Annotated in this window: 20 protein-coding genes; 4 read left to right on the top strand and 16 right to left on the bottom strand. The window is 44.4% G+C overall.

Going from position 1 to position 19,553, the window contains the following annotated elements:
* Positions 1-17: 17 nt before the first annotated feature.
* Positions 18-2,135, bottom strand: coding sequence for a fatty acid oxidation complex subunit alpha FadJ (fadJ, locus tag AWH66_RS12865; RefSeq protein WP_063606432.1), 2,118 nt, complete (start codon positions 2,133-2,135; stop codon positions 18-20).
* Positions 2,135-3,457, bottom strand: a complete 1,323-nt coding sequence (gene fadI / locus AWH66_RS12860; RefSeq protein ID WP_394628870.1) for an acetyl-CoA C-acyltransferase FadI — start codon at positions 3,455-3,457, stop codon at positions 2,135-2,137. The genes fadJ and fadI overlap by 1 nt, the downstream gene beginning before the upstream one ends.
* Positions 3,458-3,937: 480 nt before the next feature.
* On the opposite strand from fadI, the gene AWH66_RS12855 reads away from it, so the two are divergent.
* The 4 genes from AWH66_RS12855 (at position 3,938) to AWH66_RS12840 (ending at position 8,265) form a co-directional block, all read left to right on the top strand.
* Positions 3,938-4,486 (top strand): sigma-70 family RNA polymerase sigma factor, encoded by a 549-nt coding sequence (locus AWH66_RS12855; protein WP_370736766.1) that lies wholly within the window; start codon positions 3,938-3,940, stop codon positions 4,484-4,486.
* The gene (locus AWH66_RS12850; protein ID WP_063606431.1) at positions 4,479-5,195 is read left to right on the top strand and encodes a DUF3379 domain-containing protein; all 717 of its coding nucleotides are present in this window, start codon (positions 4,479-4,481) and stop codon (positions 5,193-5,195) included. The genes AWH66_RS12855 and AWH66_RS12850 overlap by 8 nt, the downstream gene beginning before the upstream one ends.
* Before the next feature lie 262 nt (positions 5,196-5,457).
* A complete protein-coding gene (locus tag AWH66_RS12845; RefSeq protein WP_063606430.1) occupies positions 5,458-6,729 on the top strand; it encodes an outer membrane protein transport protein in 1,272 nt (423 codons plus the stop codon).
* Positions 6,730-7,026: 297 nt separating this feature from the next.
* The gene (locus AWH66_RS12840) at positions 7,027-8,265 is read left to right on the top strand and encodes an outer membrane protein transport protein (protein WP_063606541.1); all 1,239 of its coding nucleotides are present in this window, start codon (positions 7,027-7,029) and stop codon (positions 8,263-8,265) included.
* A 72-nt stretch (positions 8,266-8,337) separates the two neighbouring features.
* Here AWH66_RS12840 and AWH66_RS12835 read toward each other — a convergent pair whose 3' ends face one another.
* The 14 genes from AWH66_RS12835 to AWH66_RS12770 form a co-directional block, all read right to left on the bottom strand.
* Positions 8,338-9,213: an MlaA family lipoprotein gene (locus AWH66_RS12835; RefSeq protein ID WP_083400033.1), complete on the bottom strand. Its 876-nt coding sequence runs from the start codon at positions 9,211-9,213 to the stop codon at positions 8,338-8,340.
* Positions 9,214-9,408: 195 nt separating this feature from the next.
* The gene (gene ccmI, locus AWH66_RS12830; RefSeq protein WP_063606429.1) at positions 9,409-10,626 is read right to left on the bottom strand and encodes a c-type cytochrome biogenesis protein CcmI; all 1,218 of its coding nucleotides are present in this window, start codon (positions 10,624-10,626) and stop codon (positions 9,409-9,411) included.
* The gene (locus tag AWH66_RS12825) at positions 10,626-11,111 is read right to left on the bottom strand and encodes a cytochrome c-type biogenesis protein (protein WP_063606428.1); all 486 of its coding nucleotides are present in this window, start codon (positions 11,109-11,111) and stop codon (positions 10,626-10,628) included. The genes ccmI and AWH66_RS12825 overlap by 1 nt, the downstream gene beginning before the upstream one ends.
* Positions 11,108-11,662: a DsbE family thiol:disulfide interchange protein gene (locus AWH66_RS12820; RefSeq protein ID WP_006069994.1), complete on the bottom strand. Its 555-nt coding sequence runs from the start codon at positions 11,660-11,662 to the stop codon at positions 11,108-11,110. The genes AWH66_RS12825 and AWH66_RS12820 overlap by 4 nt, the downstream gene beginning before the upstream one ends.
* Positions 11,662-13,623, bottom strand: coding sequence for a heme lyase CcmF/NrfE family subunit (locus AWH66_RS12815; protein WP_038229391.1), 1,962 nt, complete (start codon positions 13,621-13,623; stop codon positions 11,662-11,664). The genes AWH66_RS12820 and AWH66_RS12815 overlap by 1 nt, the downstream gene beginning before the upstream one ends.
* Positions 13,620-14,105 carry a cytochrome c maturation protein CcmE gene (ccmE, locus tag AWH66_RS12810; protein WP_006069992.1) on the bottom strand — a complete coding sequence of 162 codons (486 nt, stop codon included), beginning with the start codon at positions 14,103-14,105 and terminating at the stop codon, positions 13,620-13,622. The genes AWH66_RS12815 and ccmE overlap by 4 nt, the downstream gene beginning before the upstream one ends.
* Entirely contained in the window at positions 14,102-14,308 is a 207-nt protein-coding gene (gene ccmD, locus AWH66_RS12805; RefSeq protein ID WP_006069991.1) for a heme exporter protein CcmD, read from the bottom strand. The genes ccmE and ccmD overlap by 4 nt, the downstream gene beginning before the upstream one ends.
* A gap of 5 nt (positions 14,309-14,313) precedes the next feature.
* Entirely contained in the window at positions 14,314-15,063 is a 750-nt protein-coding gene (locus AWH66_RS12800; RefSeq protein ID WP_062457918.1) for a heme ABC transporter permease, read from the bottom strand.
* Positions 15,064-15,129: 66 nt separating this feature from the next.
* Positions 15,130-15,798, bottom strand: coding sequence for a heme exporter protein CcmB (ccmB, locus tag AWH66_RS12795; RefSeq protein ID WP_006069989.1), 669 nt, complete (start codon positions 15,796-15,798; stop codon positions 15,130-15,132).
* A gap of 1 nt (position 15,799) precedes the next feature.
* Positions 15,800-16,417: a cytochrome c biogenesis heme-transporting ATPase CcmA gene (gene ccmA / locus AWH66_RS12790; RefSeq protein WP_006069988.1), complete on the bottom strand. Its 618-nt coding sequence runs from the start codon at positions 16,415-16,417 to the stop codon at positions 15,800-15,802.
* A 289-nt stretch (positions 16,418-16,706) separates the two neighbouring features.
* Positions 16,707-17,210, bottom strand: a complete 504-nt coding sequence (locus AWH66_RS12785; protein ID WP_063606427.1) for a DUF2802 domain-containing protein — start codon at positions 17,208-17,210, stop codon at positions 16,707-16,709.
* Positions 17,210-17,704 (bottom strand): chemotaxis protein CheW, encoded by a 495-nt coding sequence (locus AWH66_RS12780; RefSeq protein WP_006069986.1) that lies wholly within the window; start codon positions 17,702-17,704, stop codon positions 17,210-17,212. The genes AWH66_RS12785 and AWH66_RS12780 overlap by 1 nt, the downstream gene beginning before the upstream one ends.
* A gap of 71 nt (positions 17,705-17,775) precedes the next feature.
* The gene (locus tag AWH66_RS12775; protein ID WP_063606426.1) at positions 17,776-18,783 is read right to left on the bottom strand and encodes a chemotaxis protein CheW; all 1,008 of its coding nucleotides are present in this window, start codon (positions 18,781-18,783) and stop codon (positions 17,776-17,778) included.
* Complete coding sequence (locus AWH66_RS12770; RefSeq protein WP_006069984.1) at positions 18,773-19,552, bottom strand: ParA family protein; 780 nt, start codon at positions 19,550-19,552, stop codon at positions 18,773-18,775. Before AWH66_RS12770 ends, AWH66_RS12775 begins: the two co-directional genes overlap by 11 nt.
* Between the last annotated feature and the right edge of the window lies 1 nt (position 19,553).

Raw genomic sequence — 19,553 nt, 5'->3', positions numbered from 1 at the left:
GTTTTCTTTTTTAACGCTTATTTGTAGAAGGTTTCATCAAGTCCAGCTCGAGTCAACAAGCCATCGCATGGCGCGAAGCGGTCACCATATTTCTCAGCGTGCTGGTTCATCAACTCAACGACTTTCTTAATTCCAATCGTATCCATATAGCGGAAAGGACCACCTAAGAATGGTGGGAAACCAATACCGAAGATCGCACCAATGTCACCATCACGTGGACTGCGAATAATGCCTTCGTCTAAGCAGCGCACGGCTTCGTTCAACATAGGTAGAGCACAGCGAATAGCGATATCCTTCTCAGACATCTTAGCTTCAGGTTTCAGCCCAAGAACGCTGTATACCGAACTGTCCACCGACTTCTTCTTACCTTTATAAGTATAGAAACCTTTACCTGTTTTTCTGCCTTTACGACCATCGTTTAATAGCTTGTCGAAGACATCCGGACCTTGGAATCGCTCGCCTAGCTCGGCGACTAGAATCGGCATGATCTTCGCGCCAATATCAACACCTACTTCATCTAACAATGTGATAGGTCCGACAGGGAAACCAAAGTCCAACAAAGCGTTATCAAGTGCTTCAATCGGCTCGTTTGATAGTAGGACGTTTGCCGCTTCATTCATATAAGGCGCTAGAATACGGTTTACGTAGAAGCCTGCTTGGTCTTTAACAACAATCGGTGTTTTACCTTGCTTTCTGGCAAACTTAACCATAGTTGCTATAGTTTCATCCGATGTACCTTCATGCGGAATCACTTCCACCAACGGCATTTTATCGGCTGGACTAAAATAGTGCAGACCAACCACATTTTCCGGGCGTTCCGCTTTTTCAGCAATCTGTGCAATAGGAATGGATGAAGTGTTGGTAGCAAAAATGGTTTCTGGCTTGGCGTTGGTCTCTACGTCATTCACCATCTGCTGTTTCAACGACAGATCTTCAAATACCGCTTCGACCACAACATCGGCCTTGGCAAAACCGGTAAAGTCTGTGCCGCCAGCCATTTGCAACATTTGCGCTTGTAGATCCGCTTTAGAGATAATGCGACGCTTACGCTTTTTCTCTAACAACTTAAAGTTGTAGTTAAGCGCATTCACAATGCCTTCATTAGCAACATCTTTAATGCGAACTGGCACTTTCGCTTTGCATACGGTGACGTGAGTAATACCTGCCCCCATTAAGCCACCACCAAGTACCACAGCGTTGTCGACGGCTTTAGGCTGTGCGTCACTACCAAATTCTTTCTTCATCTCTGTGGTAGCGAAGAAAATAGAACGTAGCGCTTTAGATTCTGAAGTCATCACTAATTCGCCAAAGCGTTTAGCTTCATTCTCCAGCCCTTTCTTCATGCCTTTTTCGAGACCATAACGAATCACATCTAAAATGGCATCGGCGGCAGGATAGTTACCACGTGTTTTTTCGTTGGTCTTCTTCGCAGCTTGATCAAATATAACTTTACGACCAAGACCGGTACCTGACATCAACACTTCTTTCTTGGAGAGCTTTTTCGCTTTGCGCTTTTTGCCCTTATCTAAGAAATCTTTTGCCACGTCCAACAAGATAGTGTGCGGTACACTCGCATCGACGACACCAAGTTTCTTGGCCTTTTTGGCGCGAAGTTGCTTACCCGTAAGAATAAGGTCAAGAGAAGGCAGTAGCCCAATAAGTCTCGGTAGTCGCTGTGTGCCACCTGAGCCAGGAAGCAGACCAAGCTGAACTTCTGGTAGTCCTAGCTTAGTAATATCCGCGTCACTACATACTCGGTAATCACAGGCAAGTGCGAGTTCTAGACCACCGCCCAAGCAGGGACCGTGAATCGCAGCAACAACAGGGAATGGGAGATCGGAAAGCTGCTGAAACATCTCTTGCCCTTTTGCAGCTAACGCTTGTGCTTCTTCTTCAGATGTACATGCGTCAAGCATTCTCACATCTGCTCCGGCAATAAAGTTATCCGATTTTAACGAGTGGACAATCAACCCTTTAAGTGCCGATTTTTTCTCTTCAAGCTCAGAAAAAACTTGTGCCATTTCATCGGCAAACGCAGCTTGAAGGGTATTCATTTTCTCACCTGGAACATCTATTCCAAGCCATGCAATGTTCTGCTCATCAACATTAAGATGAAAGGCTTTTTGCTCACTCATTATTCTACCTCCAGAATCATTGCCGCACCTAAACCACCAGCCGCACAAGCGGTGTTAAGCGCTAATCCACCACCGCGACGCTTAAGTTCGTTCAGTGTTTGCGTAATCATTCGTGCACCAGTGGCTGCGAATGGGTGGCCATAGGCAAGTGAACCACCAAGTACGTTGAATTTCTCCATATCGATTTCACCAATTGCACTCGAACGGCCAAGCTTTTCTTTAGCAAATGACTCGCTTGCAAACATCTTGACGTTAGAAAGTGCTTGGGCAGCGAAGGCTTCGTGCATGTCGATAAGCGTTAAATCTGATAGCGAGATACCAGCACGATCGAGTGCCATAGGTGTCGCATAAGATGGTCCCATCAGCATATCTTCACGAACGCCAATTGCGGAGAACGCATACGAGCGGATATAGCCCTTGATTTCTAAACCCAGCTCTTTAGCTCGGCCTTCACGCATCAACATAATAGCTGCAGCGCCATCGGTCAGCGGCGTACTGTTAGCCGCAGTTACGGTGCCATATTGGCGATCGAATGCTGGACGAAGCTTACTATAGCTAGCAAGCTCTGAGTCATGACGAATGTTGTTATCTTGATCTAGGCTGTTCTTATACGGTTCAGGGAAGGCCGTCATTACCTCATCACGCACTTTGCCCTCTTTCCAAGCTTGCGCTGCAAGGGAGTGAGAGCGATGCGCTAACTCATCTTGTTCAAGGCGGGTGATTCCATGAGATTTTGCCATCTGCTCAGCCGTTTGTCCCATAGATAAACCAGTCGAATACTCAGCGACTGCAGGTGGCACAGGCATAAGGTCCTTGAAAGACAACTTCTTAAGAATGCTAAGTTTTTGGCCGACTGTTTTGGTTTTACTCAAAGCAAGTAGGTTCGCCGCCAGTTTTTTAGAGACCCCAATAGGTAAAACAGAAGATGAATCGGCGCCACCAGCAATCCCAACATCTATAGTGCCAGCCATAATACTTTCACAGACATTGGCAGCGGCTTGGAAACTTGTCGCACAAGCTCTTGTCACACTATAAGCGTCAGTATGAATGTTCATACCTGTACCAAGAACAATTTCTCGCGCAATGTTTGGGGCTTCTGGCATCTGAACAACCTGACCAAATACCACTTGGTCGATTAACTTAGGGTCGATATCGGTACGTGCCATCATTTCGGCAACGACCATCTTTCCGAGGTCAACAGCGGGTACTTGGCTAAATTCGGTGCTTTGGCGCGCAAAAGGGGTGCGCAAACCTGCAACTACAGCGATACGTTCGCCGTTACGGGTGGTGAGATCGATTTTCCCCACTTCCTTACTGCTCATAATTTCTCCTTCCTAAGAGGTCTGACCACAGCATTGTAACGAAGATGTTAAGAATTTAAAACAGTCGTTTAATAAAACTTGATGGATTTATTGAATAACGTGATATGGTCGACCAAAATGGAATATGAGAATGACGTAAGCTAAGCGACAATAGGAACAGTTAAAACAAGAAGATAGATTCTACGAGCAAAAAAAAACCACACAGTAAATTGTGTGGTTGGAATCTATAAAGCAATTAACTTGCGCCAATTGAAAATAATCAGTTTCCTGATTAGGAGAAAGTAAAGTCAGCCTTCAAAAGGAAGTGTCATCTTGCTCAACATGTTAGTCCCGAAAGACCAACGAGATGACAAGGGTTAATATAACCGCTCCTCAGGTCTTAATTTTGAACTAGATCAATTTTGAGTGACTTTGCCATCAATCCAGGGAAAAAAACACGAATCACAGAGCAAAATGGGGACTCCTGTGGCATTTATTAAAATGTTTGGAAAGAAATCTTCGAGTGGTCCGGTCAACTCGAATATGGACAAACAAAGAAAATACGAAGCACTGGTTCGTGCTTATCATAGAGATTTGTATCGATACGCTTATTGGTTGTGCAAAGATAAGCCGGTCGCCGAAGATCTCGTACAAGAAACTTGCTTGCGAGCTTGGAAGTCTCTGGATAGTCTCCAAGACGAAAAAGCCGCGAAGTCATGGCTTATCACGATTCTACGTAGAGAGAATGCTCGACGTTTTGAACGTAAGCAATTTGATCTCGTTGATATCGATGATTACGGCAATGATGCAAAGGTTTCTGATGATCCGCACCATCAGCAGGAATGGCTTCAAGCACAAATTATGAAACTCGATGTTGAGTATCGCGAACCGCTCTTTCTGCAAGTCGTTGGTGGCTTTAGTGGTGAAGAAATCGGCTCGATCCTCGACCTTAACAAAAATACTGTAATGACTCGATTATTTAGAGCACGCAACCAGCTCAAAGAAATGTTGGAGTCTGCGGATTCACCTAGGGGGCAACACAATGGATGAGTTAGAATTCCGTCGTCGTATTATGTCCGATCCGAAGGCGAAAGATGCTGAGTTATTAGAAGCGATCCAACAAAGTGAAAGCAATGCGAAATATATGGACGATATTTTGTCATTGGACGCTCGCATCGAACAAGCGATGAAAGTCGATGTTCCCGATGATTTAGCTGACCGGATCTTATTTAGCCAACCAGAAAGCAATGTGGTCAAAGTGAAATTCGGTAAGCGCGCGCTTTCGTTAGCGGCGTCCATCGCTTTCGCATTTGGCTTACTAGTAGGCCAAGTTAATTGGGGAAATGTAGTCGTTTCACCGGCACAAGCTTCGTTATCTGATACTGCTATGAAACACGTTCATGAAGAGATGGGCTTTATCGAGCCGCTTGATGAAAACGTCTCTAAGGCTCAAATCAATGCTAAGTTGCTACCATTTGCGTATCAGATCGGCCAGAGCTTTCCTTACCATGTTTATTATTTGAATCACTGCGGTTTTGGTGAAGCCAATGCAATGCATATGGTATTCCAAGGCGAAAAAGGCAAAGTTACCCTGTTCTTAACAGGCATTGCGAGCCAGCAAACTAAGTCTTTCGATAAAGATGGAATGGCGGGAATGGTCGAACCGATTGGCGACGCCAGTTTCATCCTTGTTGGTGAAGAAGGCGAAGACTTTAGTAAAATCGGCGAAAACATTAAGAAAATACTTAACCCTGCTTAATTTTACCGATAAAAGAGCCCTATTTCTGAGTAGGGCTCTTTTTTTATTGATATCGCCATTTTTAGAGTACAAACTCTAGAAATAACCTTTTTCGATGCATTTCCTGCCAAATAGTCATCATTTATATACTTTTTACGCGATTTTAGTTACTGGTCTGATTTCTATTGCCTATACTAGCGATTAGGATCAGCCCCGAAATTGAGCATTAACTCAATTTTCACTAACGCCCAAAGAGGCGATTACAAAAAAGGATGTATACTAAATGACTACTTCGCGTCTGTATAAAAAAACACTATTAGCAGTGGCAGTCTCGTCACTCACTTTCGCCTCTCAACATGCAGCAGCAGCAGGTTTCCAACTTAACTCTCAATCAGCAACAGGTCTAGGCCGTGCTTTTGCGGGTGATGCAGTAATTGCGGATAACGCTTCGGTAATGGCGCGTAACGCGGCAGCGATGACGTTGTTTGATTCGCACCAGTTTTCTGGTGGTGTGAATTATATTAAAACTAGTATTGATGTTAAGGACGTTAACTACTTTACTGGTGCACCAGTACAAGATGCAAATAATAGCAGTGGCACACCTGTGCCTAACATCTATTATATCCACCGACTTAATGACAAGTGGGCTTTAGGTGCCGGCATATACTCAAACTTCGGAACTAATAATAACTTTGATGATAGCTGGGGCGCTAATAGCGGCAACTTAGCCCAAGGAGTACCTAATGCCAGTATCTTCGGTGGTACTACCGAAATTTCAAGTATTAATTACACTTTGAATGCAGCATACCGAATCAATGAACAGTGGAGCGTTGGTGGCGGTATTGATATTGTTCAGGGAAGCGGAAAACTCATTCGCTCAGCAGCTCCTGGCGTTAAAGCACTTGATATTGAAGCAGATGGCGTTGGAGTTGGTTTCAATCTAGGTACGGTTTTTGAGTATAACGAAAATAACCGATTTGGTTTCGCTTATCACTATAGCCCAGAAATCAAAGCTTCGGGTGATATGTATTACAACCCGACATTGACTCCTGGTGCCAACCTTATCGATGGGCAAAAGCTAAAGCTATCTCTACCGAGTATGGCTGAGTTTTCTGGGTACCACAGAATTGAAGATACCAAGTTTGCAGTCCACTATAGTGTACAGTGGATTGGTTGGAGTGTATTTGACACACTAGAGACTGACGGTGGTGTTCCAATCAAGGATTACGAATGGAAAGATGGCTACCATGCAGCTATTGGTGGTACTTACTACCTGAACGACGAGTGGACGTTGAGAGCGGGTTATATGTATGATACCGCCGCGCAAGACCAGTTAACCTCTATCTCAGTTCCAGACTCTGACCGCCAATGGTTATCGGCTGGTTTTGGTTACAACTTTAAGAAACACCACACTGTTGATTTTGGCCTAACGTACTTGATGGGCAAAGATGTTAAAGTCGAAGAAACGCTGGACCCAACTAAAGGTACAATGCTAACGGCAACTACACATGCTAACGCATGGCTAGCAGGTATCCAATACAGCTACAGCTTCTAAGCTAAACAGCTAAACTTCTTAAGGGTCGGTATTCCGACCCTTTTTTCTATCTCCCCGCCCTACTCTCCCCCTCACTTTCAGCATACAACTGGTCATACCTTTTCTTGATTTTTGTATACAGGTGTAAGCTGAATTTTTGAAACATCACTATAACATCTAGATTATTAACCCATAAAAATTTAGTTATACGATATTTAAATTCAAAAATGATGTATTTGTAATAAATTAGTTTTAAAGCATTTACTCTAAAAATAGAATCACCGCTCTAAATGGAAATACTTTGAGCGAACAACAATGATAATTTCAAAACGAACTCCCCTATCTCTTGCAGTGGTTTTGGGGCTGCTATCCTCTTCACAGGTCTCAGCGGCAGGTTTTCAACTAGCAGAATATTCAGCGACTGGTCTAGGGCGTGCATTTGCAGGTGAGGCAGCAATGGCTGACAATGCAAGCGCACAATGGCGTAACCCAGCAATGTTGACGTATCTAGAGGGGACTCAGATATCTGGGGGTGTGCTTTATGTCGACCCAAATATAGACGTTACCGGTACCTCTTCTAAATTTGGCTACACTGAAGCTAAAGACATTGCTCATAGTGCACCTGTACCTAACTTATACGTGTCACATCAAATTAATGATAGTTTTACTGCTGGCCTCGCTCTAGGGTCAAACTACGGTATGGAAACAGAGCTTGATAGTAGCTTTCTTGCGACTCAATATGGCAATCAAGCGAAAGTAATGACTGTAGAAGCTGTCGCTAGCTTAGGTTATAAAATCAATGAGCAATTTAGTATTGGTGGCGGTATTCGTTTCGTCACTGGAGAAGGACATTTTGGCGCATCAGTTCCCGTAGCAGGTACTGACCTGAAGTATATGGAAGGAAAAGATAGCTCTTGGGGCTACCAACTTGGTGCTGCTTGGCAGATCAATCCTGACAACCGTATTGGTATTGCATATAAGTCGAAAGTGACTATGGACTTTGAAGGTGACGCTAGTGGTTTATTAGTACCAAACCAAAGTATTGGCGGAACGCTATCAGTCCCTCTACCAGCAACTCTTGAACTAGCTTCATTCCATCAACTAAATGAAAAATGGGCAATTCACGGAAGCATCAACTGGACTCAATGGAGTGACTTCGACAAACTTGTTGCCGAATACGACAATGGTATGAGTGATCATATTAAAGGTGAATACTGGAAAGATAGCTACCGTTTCGCTCTAGGTACAACGTACAGTTTAAATAAAAAAGTTACGTTGCGTGGTGGTGTTGCTTACGATATGTCAGCTGTTGATGATAAGTATCGTACAACCACCATTCCGGAAACAGATCGCACATGGTTAAGTGCTGGTGCTAGCTATGCATTTACAGAGCAGTTCACTTTGGATGGTGGTTTAACTTATATTATGGCGCGTAAAGCTCCGATTGTTGAACCTCGCGACTCACATGACCAAGCCGCGTCAGTTTTTGGTGATTTCACTGGTGAAATCTCAGGTGATGTTTGGATTGTAGGCGTACAAGCGAACTATCGTTTCTAATAGTCTCTAAGGCTAACTAAGAGATCCTCTATTATTCATAATGAGGATCTCTTTACAAAGTTCCTTCTCGAACTACTCGAAATCCTCCAAGTAGTCATCAATATAAGCTTCTTCCTCCGCATCCACTTCATCATCCACCACTTCTGCTTTGTAGTTCTGACGTTGGATATAAATATCCCGAGTAAGCGAATAAGGATCTGGCGACTGTTCGAGTGTTGCTTCTTGAGGGACGACTAGCGCGCGTTTTTCCATTCCTTCCAAGGCCCACTTGCCAAAGCTAGCCCAAAAGTTCAAGAAGGATATTGGCGGATATAATCCATCAACAACATCTGCACCTTCACGCAAAGTAATCGGTCCGTAACCCGGTATCATAAAGTATGGACCCGTACCAACTCCATAATGTCCAATAGCATCACCGAACTCTTTCTTATCGCGCTTTTCAATACCAGCAGCGGACGCGATATCAATAAAGCCCAATAAACCTAATGTGCTGTTTATCCAAAATCGATTGAAGTGATCCAGCGCTTTTCCACCATTACCCATGACAGCGTTGTTCACAGCACTAAATGGTTCATCAAGGTTCGCTAGGAAGTTACGTACCCCTAGTCTTACTGGATCCGGTGTGTAGTTTACGTAGGCGAGAGAGACGGGACGCACAAAATAGGGGTCTAAATAGTCATAATTAACCGCCCACATTGCTCGGTTAAAGCTCTCGAAGGGATCATAGACGTCGGTTCCAACCTGAGTCGTATCATTGTCAGGTTGTTGTTCATTGTTCTCGACTTGCAGATCGCTGGACTCACTTGAGCTAGAATCCAAAGTCGAAGTTGCCTCTTGGCCTTCTATTGGTTGGGTATCTTCAGGAGATGAAGAGCAACCAAACAGAAATACGCAAGAAACAAAAACGGCAAAAAGAGTGATCTTTTTGCCGGTTGATGCTGACTGCATAACCTCATCCATAAGCCATGACAATCTGAGCAGTTTCGTATTTTTTTGTCCTAATGCTTTGATAATTAGGAATTAAGCTCTAGATTGTTGTTATAACCACTAGTAATGAGTATAGCGGTATGCAACTACACAGGCTAGTTAAAGCAACAATCTAGGCCAATATTTATTAATCAGTATGACTATATGTTATAGGCATTAGTACTGCTGATTAATGGACACCTCCACGGTATCACCTAATTCAGCAGGCTGGCTTTCACCAAACCAATCGCCATCGCGAGTCGCAACATTGCCATCACTGTCAATGCGTACTCTCACGATAAGGCCATCTAAACTTGATAGCTTACGGCCTTCCATCATGCTGTTGTTGTCATCCAAAACAACAGTGCGTGGGAAAGTACCTAGCGGATAGCGCGCTGCCGCAACTGGCATTGGCGAACCGTCTGCTGGGTGTACTGAGACAATTAGTGCTGCATCTTCGGGAATACGAGCATCGGGACTTAGTGAAATCGTCACCGCCACAGACTTACCTTGAACAATCGGCTCACCCATACGAGCTTTAGCGCTCTCAATGCTTCGAGAAAGCATTTCATAGCGGCTGTCTTCTGGACCAATCATTTTCTGCATAATCGACCAGTAACGGATAGCACCAGAGAAGTCTTCACGCTCAAATGCGTCAAATGCTAATAGCGAGAACACGCGAAGATCTACATACTCTTCTTGAATCAAACTAGTAAGCAGGCTTCTTGCACGATTATTGTCCATTTCATCTTGAGACATCATCAGAGCTTGAGCGTAACCTAACTTAACATCCGCATCATTAGGCGTTAAGCGATAGGCTTTTTCCATCGCGTCTGTTGCGGTTGTCACGTCGCGATTCGCAAGGGCGATTCGACCTAATAGCAACCAGCCCGTTGCATCGTCTTTCTGATAGTGCAAACGTGTACGCAATGCCAAAGTAAGATCTTGCATCTCATCTTCAGTCATTGGCTCAGCCGAACCCGCCATCAGCTTCTTGGACAATTCAGGAAGGTTAGCTGTGACTTCTTGCCAATTTTTCACCTTGGTTGCGCCACCAAAATGCATGTACATGCCGTAAGTCAAGATCACAACCAAAGCAACTGAAGGAATCAGTATCGCCATTGGCGAAATATTGAATTTCTCGGTTTGTTGCTGCTGTTGTGGAATATCGTCAAGCAGTGATTGTTTAAGGTCATCGATTAAGTCTTGTTGGTTCTCTACCAAGCCTTCTTCGTTTTCTACTTCCAACTCTGAAAGACGATCTTTATAGAATGCCTTGTTTAATTCATCACGAAGCTGTTCATCGTTGTTGGTTTTCTTACTGCTAAGAGTGATTGCCAGCAGTGCGATTGCAACGACAACAAGACCGACTGTTGATATCCAAAAAAGTGTCATTACTGCTTATCTCCAGTCTCTTTTTCATCCAGCAACGCTTTCAGTTGAGCTTCTTTTTCATCGCTCCACTCGCTGCCTGCTTGCTCAGTTTGCTTAGCGCGGTTCTTACGACTGCGCATCACAATCAGACCAAAACCGAACACCACGACAAATAACGGGCCAACCCAGAGGATCGCCGTTGCGAATGTCAGCGGTGGATTATAAGTCACAAAGTTACCGTAGCGAGCGATCATATAGTCGATAATCTCTTGCTTAGATTTACCTTCTTTGGTCATCTCATAGACTTTCTGACGAAGGTCTACAGCAAGCTCAGCATTAGAGTCACCTATAGTATTGTTTTGACACTTAGGGCAACGCAGCGTGTGGTTTAGCTCTTTGAACTGGTTTTCCTGTTCTAACGAGTCAAATTCATGAACTTCGATTGCAGCATTAGCTGCCAACGCGAGCACTAATGAAGAAGCTAAAGCGATTAACCACTTTTTCATTTTTTCGCCTCCTCTAACATTTGCTGATATAGAGGCTGAAGTTTCTCACTCCAGTTACGAGCGTTCACATCGCCAACGTGACGGTAACGAATCACACCATTAGCATCGATTAAGAAGGTTTCCGGCGCACCGTAAACCCCTAAATCGAGACCTAGCATGCCATCACCATCGAACAGGCTAATCAAGTAAGGATTACCCAACTCATTAAGCCATTGAATCGCCTTGTTACGTTGATCTTTGTAGTTCAAACCGATGATTTTAACGCCATTCCCCGCAAGCTCATTGAGATATTGGTGCTCGGCATAACAAGTTGGACACCATGTGGCCCAAACATTAAGCAGTAAAGGCTCACCTTTGAAGATATCCTGATTGTATAGCTTTCCAGGCTCGGCAAGATCTTCTAAACGAAACTCTGGAACGTGTTTGCCAATCAGCACCGATTCTAGCTTGGTAGGATCGTCCCCAGCCTGGTTACGCCCTAGCTGAACGGCAAAGACCGACACCAGAATTAGAAATGCGACTAAAGGAATAAATAGGATCTTCTTATTCATTATGCGTCTCCTTCCGCCTTCGCTGTCTTTCTGAAACGGTAACGTTTATCACTGATAGCTAATGCACCACCGATAGACATAATCAGTGCACCTAACCAAATCCAACGAACAAACGGTTTGTGGTAGATACGAACTGCCCATGACTTACCATCATCTAGACGCTCACCCATCGCAATATACAAGTCACGAGTCACTCCACGGTCGATAGCGGCTTCAGTCATCATAGACTTAGCAGTGCGATAGAAACGCTTTTCTGCATGAAGGGTGTTGATGTATTTACCATCTTTGGTGATTTCAAAGTCAGCGATATAACCATCGTAATTAGGGCCATCTTTGTCACGCAGACCCTTGAAGTAGAAATCGTAGTCATTAATCTGGTAATGCTCACCCGGTGCTAAACGCACATCGCGCTCAATGCTGTAGTTTTGCACCATAGCGATACCAATCACGCTTACCGCTAAGCCGATGTGACCCAACATCATCGCCCAGTGGCTGCGAGGTAGCTTAGTAATGCCTTTAGCAAAACTGTGGCGGTGAGTTGCACGCTCGTAAAGTTCAAAACCATGCATGGTAATGATCCAAGATGCCATCAACCATCCAAGGAATGCGAGACCTGTAAAGTATTCAGCCAAAACGGTTACCATCAGCGCAGAGAAAGCGAGTGAGATAACACCAGAGATGACCATTGGCTTAATAAGCGTCGACATTTTGTCACGCTTCCAACGAATCAGAGGGCCAATACCCAGTAGGAACGCGAATGGCACCATTAGCCAAGTAAACAACATATTAAAGAATGGCGCACCGATCGATACCGAGCCCAAACCAATCTGTTTATGAACAAGTGGTAGCAAAGTACCAACAAGCACCACGACGAGTGCTGCCATCAACAGAACATTGTTTCCCAACAGCGCGTTTTCACGTGACAGCAAGTCGAAGTTACCACGTACTCTCACCGAGGCACCTTTCAAAGCAAACAGCAGTAATGAACCACCTATCACGAATACTAAGAAACCAAGGATAAACATACCGCGCGACGGATCGGAGGCAAATGCGTGTACTGAGACCAAAATGCCGGAACGTACTAAGAAGGTACCCAACAAACTCAAAGAGAATGCTGAAATCGCCAACAATACCGTCCAAGCTTTGAACGTGCCGCGTTTTTCAGTCACTGCCAATGAGTGCATTAATGCGGTACCCGCTAACCAAGGCATGAACGAGGCATTTTCAACTGGATCCCAGAACCACCAGCCACCCCAGCCAAGCTCATAATATGCCCACCATGAACCCAGTGCGATACCTAGCGTTAGGAAAACCCATGCAGCGGTTGTCCAAGGTCGAGACCAGCGAGCCCAGGCAGTATCCAAGCGACCTGACATCAATGATGCAATCGCAAATGAGAACGCAACCGAGAAGCCGACATAACCCATATAAAGCATTGGAGGGTGGATGATCAAACCAGGGTCTTGCAACAGTGGGTTGAGATCTCGTCCGTTAACTGGGAAGAAAGGTAACGTTCTTAAGAATGGGTTTGACGTAACAATAATAAACAGTAAGAAACCTACTGTAATCATGCCCATCACTGCTAGCACTCGCGCGACTGACTCTTGAGGCATACCACGGCTAAAGCTAGCTACAGCTACGGTCCAAGCCGCTTGAATCAGCACCCAAAGTAACAGTGAGCCTTCGTGAGCACCCCATACTGCCGTTAGACGGTAGTACCAAGGCAACTGAGTATTCGAGTTATTCGCCACATACTGCAACGTAAAGTCGTTAACGTAAAACGCCCACTCGAGAATAACAAAGGACAACAGCAGCATAATGAACATACCCCAAGAGAGGGGCCTTGCTGTGTTCATTAGCAATGTGTTGTTTTTCGATGCGCCTATGAGCGGCAAAATACTGAGTAGCACAGATAAACTCAACGAGAGTATCAGTGCAAAGTGACCAATTTCAGCAATCATTGACCGCTTCCTTGTTTCTGTTCTTGAGAATATTGCAGTGGTTCATGCGTCTTCTTCATAGCTTCTGCTACTTCAGGAGGCATGTATTCTTCATCGTGCTTAGCTAGTACTTCAAAAGCCTCAATCTTAGTAGGCTCCACTAATACTCCTTGAGCAACAATGCCCTGCCCTTCACGGAACAAGTCAGGAAGAATACCATCATAAACCACTGTCACCTTAGGACCGACATCAGCTAAATCGAAGCTGACGCGCAGTGATTCTGTATCACGACTTACCGAACCTGCAACCACCATTCCACCAATACGCAGACGTTGGCCAATTTCAGGTTTTGAGCCGTCTTTCTTACCATTCACCAATTCCGTTGGTGTATAGAACAGATCCATGTTTTGATTAAGTGCATAAATGATCAAGCCAACAGTCGCACCGATACCAATGAAAATGGCCAGAATAATGCCGAGCCTTTTCTTACGCCTTGGGTTCATAGAGTGTTCTCCATATTTTTCGCTGCTTCGATACGCGCCTGCCTATCGACTTTAGCTTGAACGTCTTTAAGTAGTTTTTTTCCTCGTGACACGCTAGTCACAAGAAGAATAATCATGGACAAAAAGGTGATGCCAAATGCACTCCAAACATAGGAGGCATAACCTCCCATAGCGAAAAAATCACCCAAAGATTCAAAATGCATAATATCTAACCTCTTTGCTTGGCTTGTTCAGCCAGTTTGATCACCCACGGGCGATGCCCCTCTTTATTGATGATCTCATTACGTAAACGAATCATCGTCACAGCTCCGAAGAAGAAGGCAAATCCGAAAATATTCAGTAGCAGTGGCCATAACATGTCGCTCGAAATAGATGGCTTAGCGAACTTAGTAATCGTTGCACCTTGGTGTAACGTGTTCCACCATTCTACCGAGAAATGGATAATGGGTAGGTTGATGACACCAACTATCGCCAAAATGCCCGCCGCCTTAGCCGCAGTTTTTTGATCGTCAAACGCATGGTAAAGAGCGATAACACCCAAGTAGAGGAATAACAGAATCAACTCGGAAGTTAAACGAGCATCCCAAACCCACCATGCTCCCCACATCGGTTTACCCCAAACTGCGCCAGTAAGTAAGGCAATAAATGTAAATACAGCACCGATCGGCGCCATAGCTAGTGCGGCTAAGCTAGACAGTTTAACTTGCCACACCAAGCCAATAAATGCTGCAATCGCCATCGACATATACACACCCATAGACCAGATCGCAGAAGGGACATGAATATAGATAATACGGAAGCTGTCACCTTGTTGATAATCTGCAGGTGCAAACGCAAGCCCCCAGATGGTGCCGATAGATAAGCATAGCAATGCTATCGTGGCAAACCATGGTAAAAGCTTACCGCACAATTGGTAAGTGGTTTCGGGTTTGGCATAAGGATGGAGCCATTTCCACATAGTGTTTCTCACTCTTTGACGACATTTCTCTCATCGCCGAATCGGCAATGTAAGCGTGGTATATTTTTAGTTTACGCTAACTCTTAGTGCGGCACTGATAGCAAACGGAGTCAGAGTCATGGCTCCGGCTAACATAGCAGCTAGCAAAGCTAACTGACCATTATACGCAACACCCAATGATGCAGCATCAATCGCAGAAGTAGCAAATATTAGAATAGGAATATAGAGAGGCAATACGAGCAAGCTCAGTAGCACCCCACCTTTTTGCAACCCTACAGTCAATGCAACACCGATAGCGCCTATAAAACTCAAGGTAGGTGTCCCCACCAATAAAGTTAAGACGACAGCAATCCATGTATTTGAGTCCAGTGATAGCAAAATCGCCAGCAGTGGACTAATAATGATAAGAGGCAGTCCTGTCAGCAACCAGTGAGCGATAATTTTAGCTATAACAACCAGTTGCAGGGGAATAGGCATGAGCATCATCTGTTCAAGAGACCCATCTTGGAAGTCATCTTTAAACAGTCGCTCCAATGACAAGAGTGCAGAAAGCAAAGCGGCTACCCACACAATACCAGCAGCAATACGCGCCAGTAAGTTTGGCTCAGGCCCGATACTTAATGGAAAAAGAGTAATCACTATGATGAAAAACCATAGTGGATTGAAAATATCGGCTTGACGACGAAATGCAATGAGTAGCTCTCGACGGATTATTTTCATCATGGACGCAATCATACTACTCTCCAAGTTTGATCTTTTTGAGCTTAGGATTGTCGCTAAACATATCTTGGTGAGTCGTTAACAATACGATACCGCCCTGTTCCGCATGATTGAGAAATAGATCTTCTAGCACTTTAACACCCTGCTTGTCGATCGCTGTCAGTGGTTCATCCAAAATCCACAATGGTTGCTTACTGAGCCAAAGACGAGCCAATGCTACTCTGCGTTGTTGACCTGCTGAAAGTTGAGCAACAGGTACATCTTCTCGACCAGCAAGGCCGACTTGAGTTAACGCAGAAAAAATCTGTTCCGTCGATGTGTCAGGAGCATGAATAGACTGATAAAACTTTAGATTTTCGAACGCGGTAAGATCGCGTTTGACGCCAGTTTGGTGTCCTAGAAACAACAAAGATTGGTGATAATCTTCCCGACTGGATTCGATTTTTTCACCGTTCCATTTGATCTCACCTTCTTCTTTATCTCCCAGTCCAGCAACAATACGCATCAGCGTAGTTTTACCGGTACCGTTTCGGCCCTCAATCTGTACGAGATCGCCTAATTGTAAAGAAAAAGATAAATTCTCAAATAATACGCGGTCATCGCGAATCGCTGTTAATTTTGTTACTTCTAACATTCATTTACGTACTGGTTCGACAGGGCGTCCATCTTACCATAGCTAAAATAGCGTTAAACGATAATGATCAAACTCGCTTCACGAAACTTGGTAAGAAACTATAAATTGCTGTTCTTAAAACGAAATATATACCCACAAAGTAGTATATATTTTCTTAATCTGTCATATCATACCGAACCATAGAATAGCAAACCGTATACCTATGACGACTAGAAAAAGGTAAAGAATTGTTAACGTTGTTATTAAAATAGAACAAGAACATCAATGGGTTATTGATGTTCCGTTACGCCTATCTATTCTTTTTAAGGGAGGAATAACCTTGGTTAGCAGGTACTCGAACAGGTTGTTTTGCCTTGTGTAAAGGCGGCACTTTTTCTTTGCCCGCAATTTTGTTCTGCAGCGAAAGCATCAGCTCTGCTTCCGCCTTTGGTAGTTCGCACTCTTCGATAAGCTCGTTGATATCCGCTCCCAGTTTGACCATTTTGTTAGCGCGAGTGTACAAACGACCATCACTATCGACATTTTCCAGCTCAATAATACGCTCGGTTAAGTGAGCTATAATTTCCTCTTGTTCAGATACTTTCTGACCAAGTCCAACTAGCACTGAACGTACTTCAAGAAGCTGTTTATTGCACTTTTCTACATCTTTCTCTAACGCTCGCTTTTGCTGACGAGCATGTGCCTTATGCAGATTCAGGCCACGATGAACCTTTACCAACCATACAAAGAGAATAATTGCTAATGCCACCGCTCCCCAAAGCAGTGGTGACATCAAAGACACAGAGTCAATCATTATAGGTAAGCCATTTCGTCCCACTCATCTTCCGAGAGCAGTTTATTTAGGTCAACAAGAATCAATAGTTTGCCTTCACGGTTGCTCACCCCTTGAATGAACTTCGCGCTTTCATCTGTACCAACACTTGGCGTAGTATCAATTTCAGAGGAGCGCAGATAAACTACTTCAGCCACGCTGTCGACTAAAATGCCAATAACTTGACGTTCAGATTCGATAACAATGATACGAGTATTATCAGTGATTTCACCAGGCATCAGACCAAAGCGTGAACGAGTATCAATCACCGTGACCACGTTGCCACGCAGGTTAATAATGCCCAATACGTAATCTGGTGCTCCAGGTACAGGCGCTATCTCTGTATAACGAAGTACTTCTCGAACTTGCATAACATTGATGCCGTAGGTTTCTTCTTCTAACTGAAACGTCACCCATTGCAGTACTTCATCGTTAGCTTGATCTTTTCTTAGTTCAACATCCATCGTTTGAGACATAGTCTTCCTCTCAATTCATTTCTGCCTTGCTTCATGATAAAAATGGAAGCAAATAGCATTAATTTTGTTGGTTACTGTACCGATTTAACATCTAATCCAGCATTAAGCATGTCAATTAGCTCAGACACATGAACTAACGCACACATTTGTTCTTTTACCATCCCAGCAAGCCAAGGACGCTTACCGGATTTCTCTCTCCAGCGCACCGCTTCTGGCCTAAGTAGCTCAGTACCTTTAAGTTCTGTGGATGCGAGTCCCCAATGACTCTCACCTAACATCACAATATACTCATAGGCATCTTTGTAGCTATCGTCATTGAGAACATCTGGCATTACCCACATCGCCGTATCCACCACATCAAGTTGGCTATCACGACTCGACTGCAGTCCCAGATACCAAGCGGGTTTACCAATCAAATGGTTTAATTCCCCAATCTGGTGGATACCACCCAGCTCATCCAGAGGTACAGCAAACGTCATACCATTGACGTCAAAATACAGCACCTGAAAACCCTCTGTGCGTTCGCCATTTTGCCAAACGTTCTGTTCAATAGAACCAGCATCTGCGGTATCAAGTTCTACCTCAACTGTATCGGCAATTTCAGAGTCAACTTTAATGCCACGAGTTACATCAGAGGTTACTTCAAGATCCCACGATTGAATCTCTTCAGTTGCTGGTTCAACAACAACTTGCCCTGACTCAACCTGAACTGCCACCTCTGGCTCAGTAACTATTGACTCTTCGAGAGCCTGAACTTCTGGCTGATGCTGCAATCCACTAAACAGCTTCTCAAGATGTTGCAGATCGGGCTGTTCAGCTTCCGCGATAAGTTCGTCGTAGGAGCGTGCTACTTCTTTTGGTTGGCTTAACTGAACTTCAGGCTGCCACGTAGATTGTGAGTTTTGGATCTCTGTGGATGCCTCAGCTTCTGAAGATTCAACATGAGAACCCGGTTCACTCTCTTCGATTTGCTCAGACTCACCATTATCGAGATCAAAGCCATCTTCTAGCCCCAATAATGACGTAAAGTAATCGTCTAGCGCCTGTTCGCTGGAGAGGGGAGCCGTATCAGCTTTCATCTTGAGCCAACCTCTCTAGATAAATCAGCAACTGCTTATAGGCAAATACGCCACGACTTCCTGCGGCAAAATGCGACGCAGGTAAGTGCTTAAGACTTGCATCTCTAAATTTAGTATCGATAGGTACTGCGGAGCTCCAAACTTGCGATGGGTAATCGTGTTTAAGCTGAGTCAGGGTTTGTAAAGATGCACGAGTCCGTTTGTCATACATGGTAGGGACAATAGTTACTTTGAATGGACGTTGACGTGACTTCTGCATGATAGCCAACGTCCGCACCATTCTTTCCAGCCCTTTCATAGCTAAAAACTCGGTCTGCACTGGGATTAAAATCCTATCACTCGCCGCCAACGCATTAACCATCATCACACCTAGTATTGGTGGACAGTCTATCAACACATAATCGTACTCATCACGAAGTGCCAATAATGCGCGTTTTAAGATAAGTCCCATACCACTGCGATTGCCCATAACGCGATCGAGTGTCGCCAGCGACATATGAGCAGGCAAAATATCAATATTATCTATCTCGGTCTGGTGAATTAACGCTTTAACGCGTGTCTCACTGAATTCTTTCAGTTGGAACAAATCAAACAAGCTATGAGTCAGCTCGTCCGAATCCATACCCAGATAGGTGGTCAATGACGCATGAGGGTCGGTATCGATTAACAAAACTCGATGCCCCTTTTGACTCAATAGTCCCGCTAAAGTTACCGTGGTAGTGGTTTTTCCCACTCCACCTTTTTGGTTAGCCACGCTCCAAACAATCATA

The sequence above is a fragment of the Vibrio barjaei genome (assembly GCF_001639065.2).
Classification (GTDB): domain Bacteria; phylum Pseudomonadota; class Gammaproteobacteria; order Enterobacterales; family Vibrionaceae; genus Vibrio; species Vibrio barjaei.
This window is presented reverse-complemented; position numbering and strand designations above follow the sequence as displayed.

Bases quoted from the DNA above. Each gene is read 5' to 3' on its own strand.
- fadJ (WP_063606432.1), bottom strand. From the start codon at position 2,135: ATGAGTGAGCAAAAAGCCTTTCATCTTAATGTTGATGAGCAGAACATT.
- fadI (WP_394628870.1), bottom strand. From the start codon at position 3,457: ATGAGCAGTAAGGAAGTGGGGAAAATCGATCTCACCACCCGTAACGGC.
- AWH66_RS12855 (WP_370736766.1), top strand. From the start codon at position 3,938: ATGTTTGGAAAGAAATCTTCGAGTGGTCCGGTCAACTCGAATATGGAC.
- AWH66_RS12850 (WP_063606431.1), top strand. From the start codon at position 4,479: ATGGATGAGTTAGAATTCCGTCGTCGTATTATGTCCGATCCGAAGGCG.
- AWH66_RS12845 (WP_063606430.1), top strand. From the start codon at position 5,458: ATGACTACTTCGCGTCTGTATAAAAAAACACTATTAGCAGTGGCAGTC.
- AWH66_RS12835 (WP_083400033.1), bottom strand. From the start codon at position 9,213: ATGCAGTCAGCATCAACCGGCAAAAAGATCACTCTTTTTGCCGTTTTT.
- ccmI (WP_063606429.1), bottom strand. From the start codon at position 10,626: ATGACACTTTTTTGGATATCAACAGTCGGTCTTGTTGTCGTTGCAATC.
- AWH66_RS12825 (WP_063606428.1), bottom strand. From the start codon at position 11,111: ATGAAAAAGTGGTTAATCGCTTTAGCTTCTTCATTAGTGCTCGCGTTG.
- AWH66_RS12820 (WP_006069994.1), bottom strand. From the start codon at position 11,662: ATGAATAAGAAGATCCTATTTATTCCTTTAGTCGCATTTCTAATTCTG.
- AWH66_RS12815 (WP_038229391.1), bottom strand. From the start codon at position 13,623: ATGATTGCTGAAATTGGTCACTTTGCACTGATACTCTCGTTGAGTTTA.
- ccmE (WP_006069992.1), bottom strand. From the start codon at position 14,105: ATGAACCCAAGGCGTAAGAAAAGGCTCGGCATTATTCTGGCCATTTTC.
- ccmD (WP_006069991.1), bottom strand. From the start codon at position 14,308: ATGCATTTTGAATCTTTGGGTGATTTTTTCGCTATGGGAGGTTATGCC.
- AWH66_RS12800 (WP_062457918.1), bottom strand. From the start codon at position 15,063: ATGTGGAAATGGCTCCATCCTTATGCCAAACCCGAAACCACTTACCAA.
- ccmB (WP_006069989.1), bottom strand. From the start codon at position 15,798: ATGATTGCGTCCATGATGAAAATAATCCGTCGAGAGCTACTCATTGCA.
- ccmA (WP_006069988.1), bottom strand. From the start codon at position 16,417: ATGTTAGAAGTAACAAAATTAACAGCGATTCGCGATGACCGCGTATTA.
- AWH66_RS12785 (WP_063606427.1), bottom strand. From the start codon at position 17,210: ATGATTGACTCTGTGTCTTTGATGTCACCACTGCTTTGGGGAGCGGTG.
- AWH66_RS12780 (WP_006069986.1), bottom strand. From the start codon at position 17,704: ATGTCTCAAACGATGGATGTTGAACTAAGAAAAGATCAAGCTAACGAT.
- AWH66_RS12775 (WP_063606426.1), bottom strand. From the start codon at position 18,783: ATGAAAGCTGATACGGCTCCCCTCTCCAGCGAACAGGCGCTAGACGAT.
- AWH66_RS12770 (WP_006069984.1), bottom strand. From the start codon at position 19,552: ATGATTGTTTGGAGCGTGGCTAACCAAAAAGGTGGAGTGGGAAAAACC.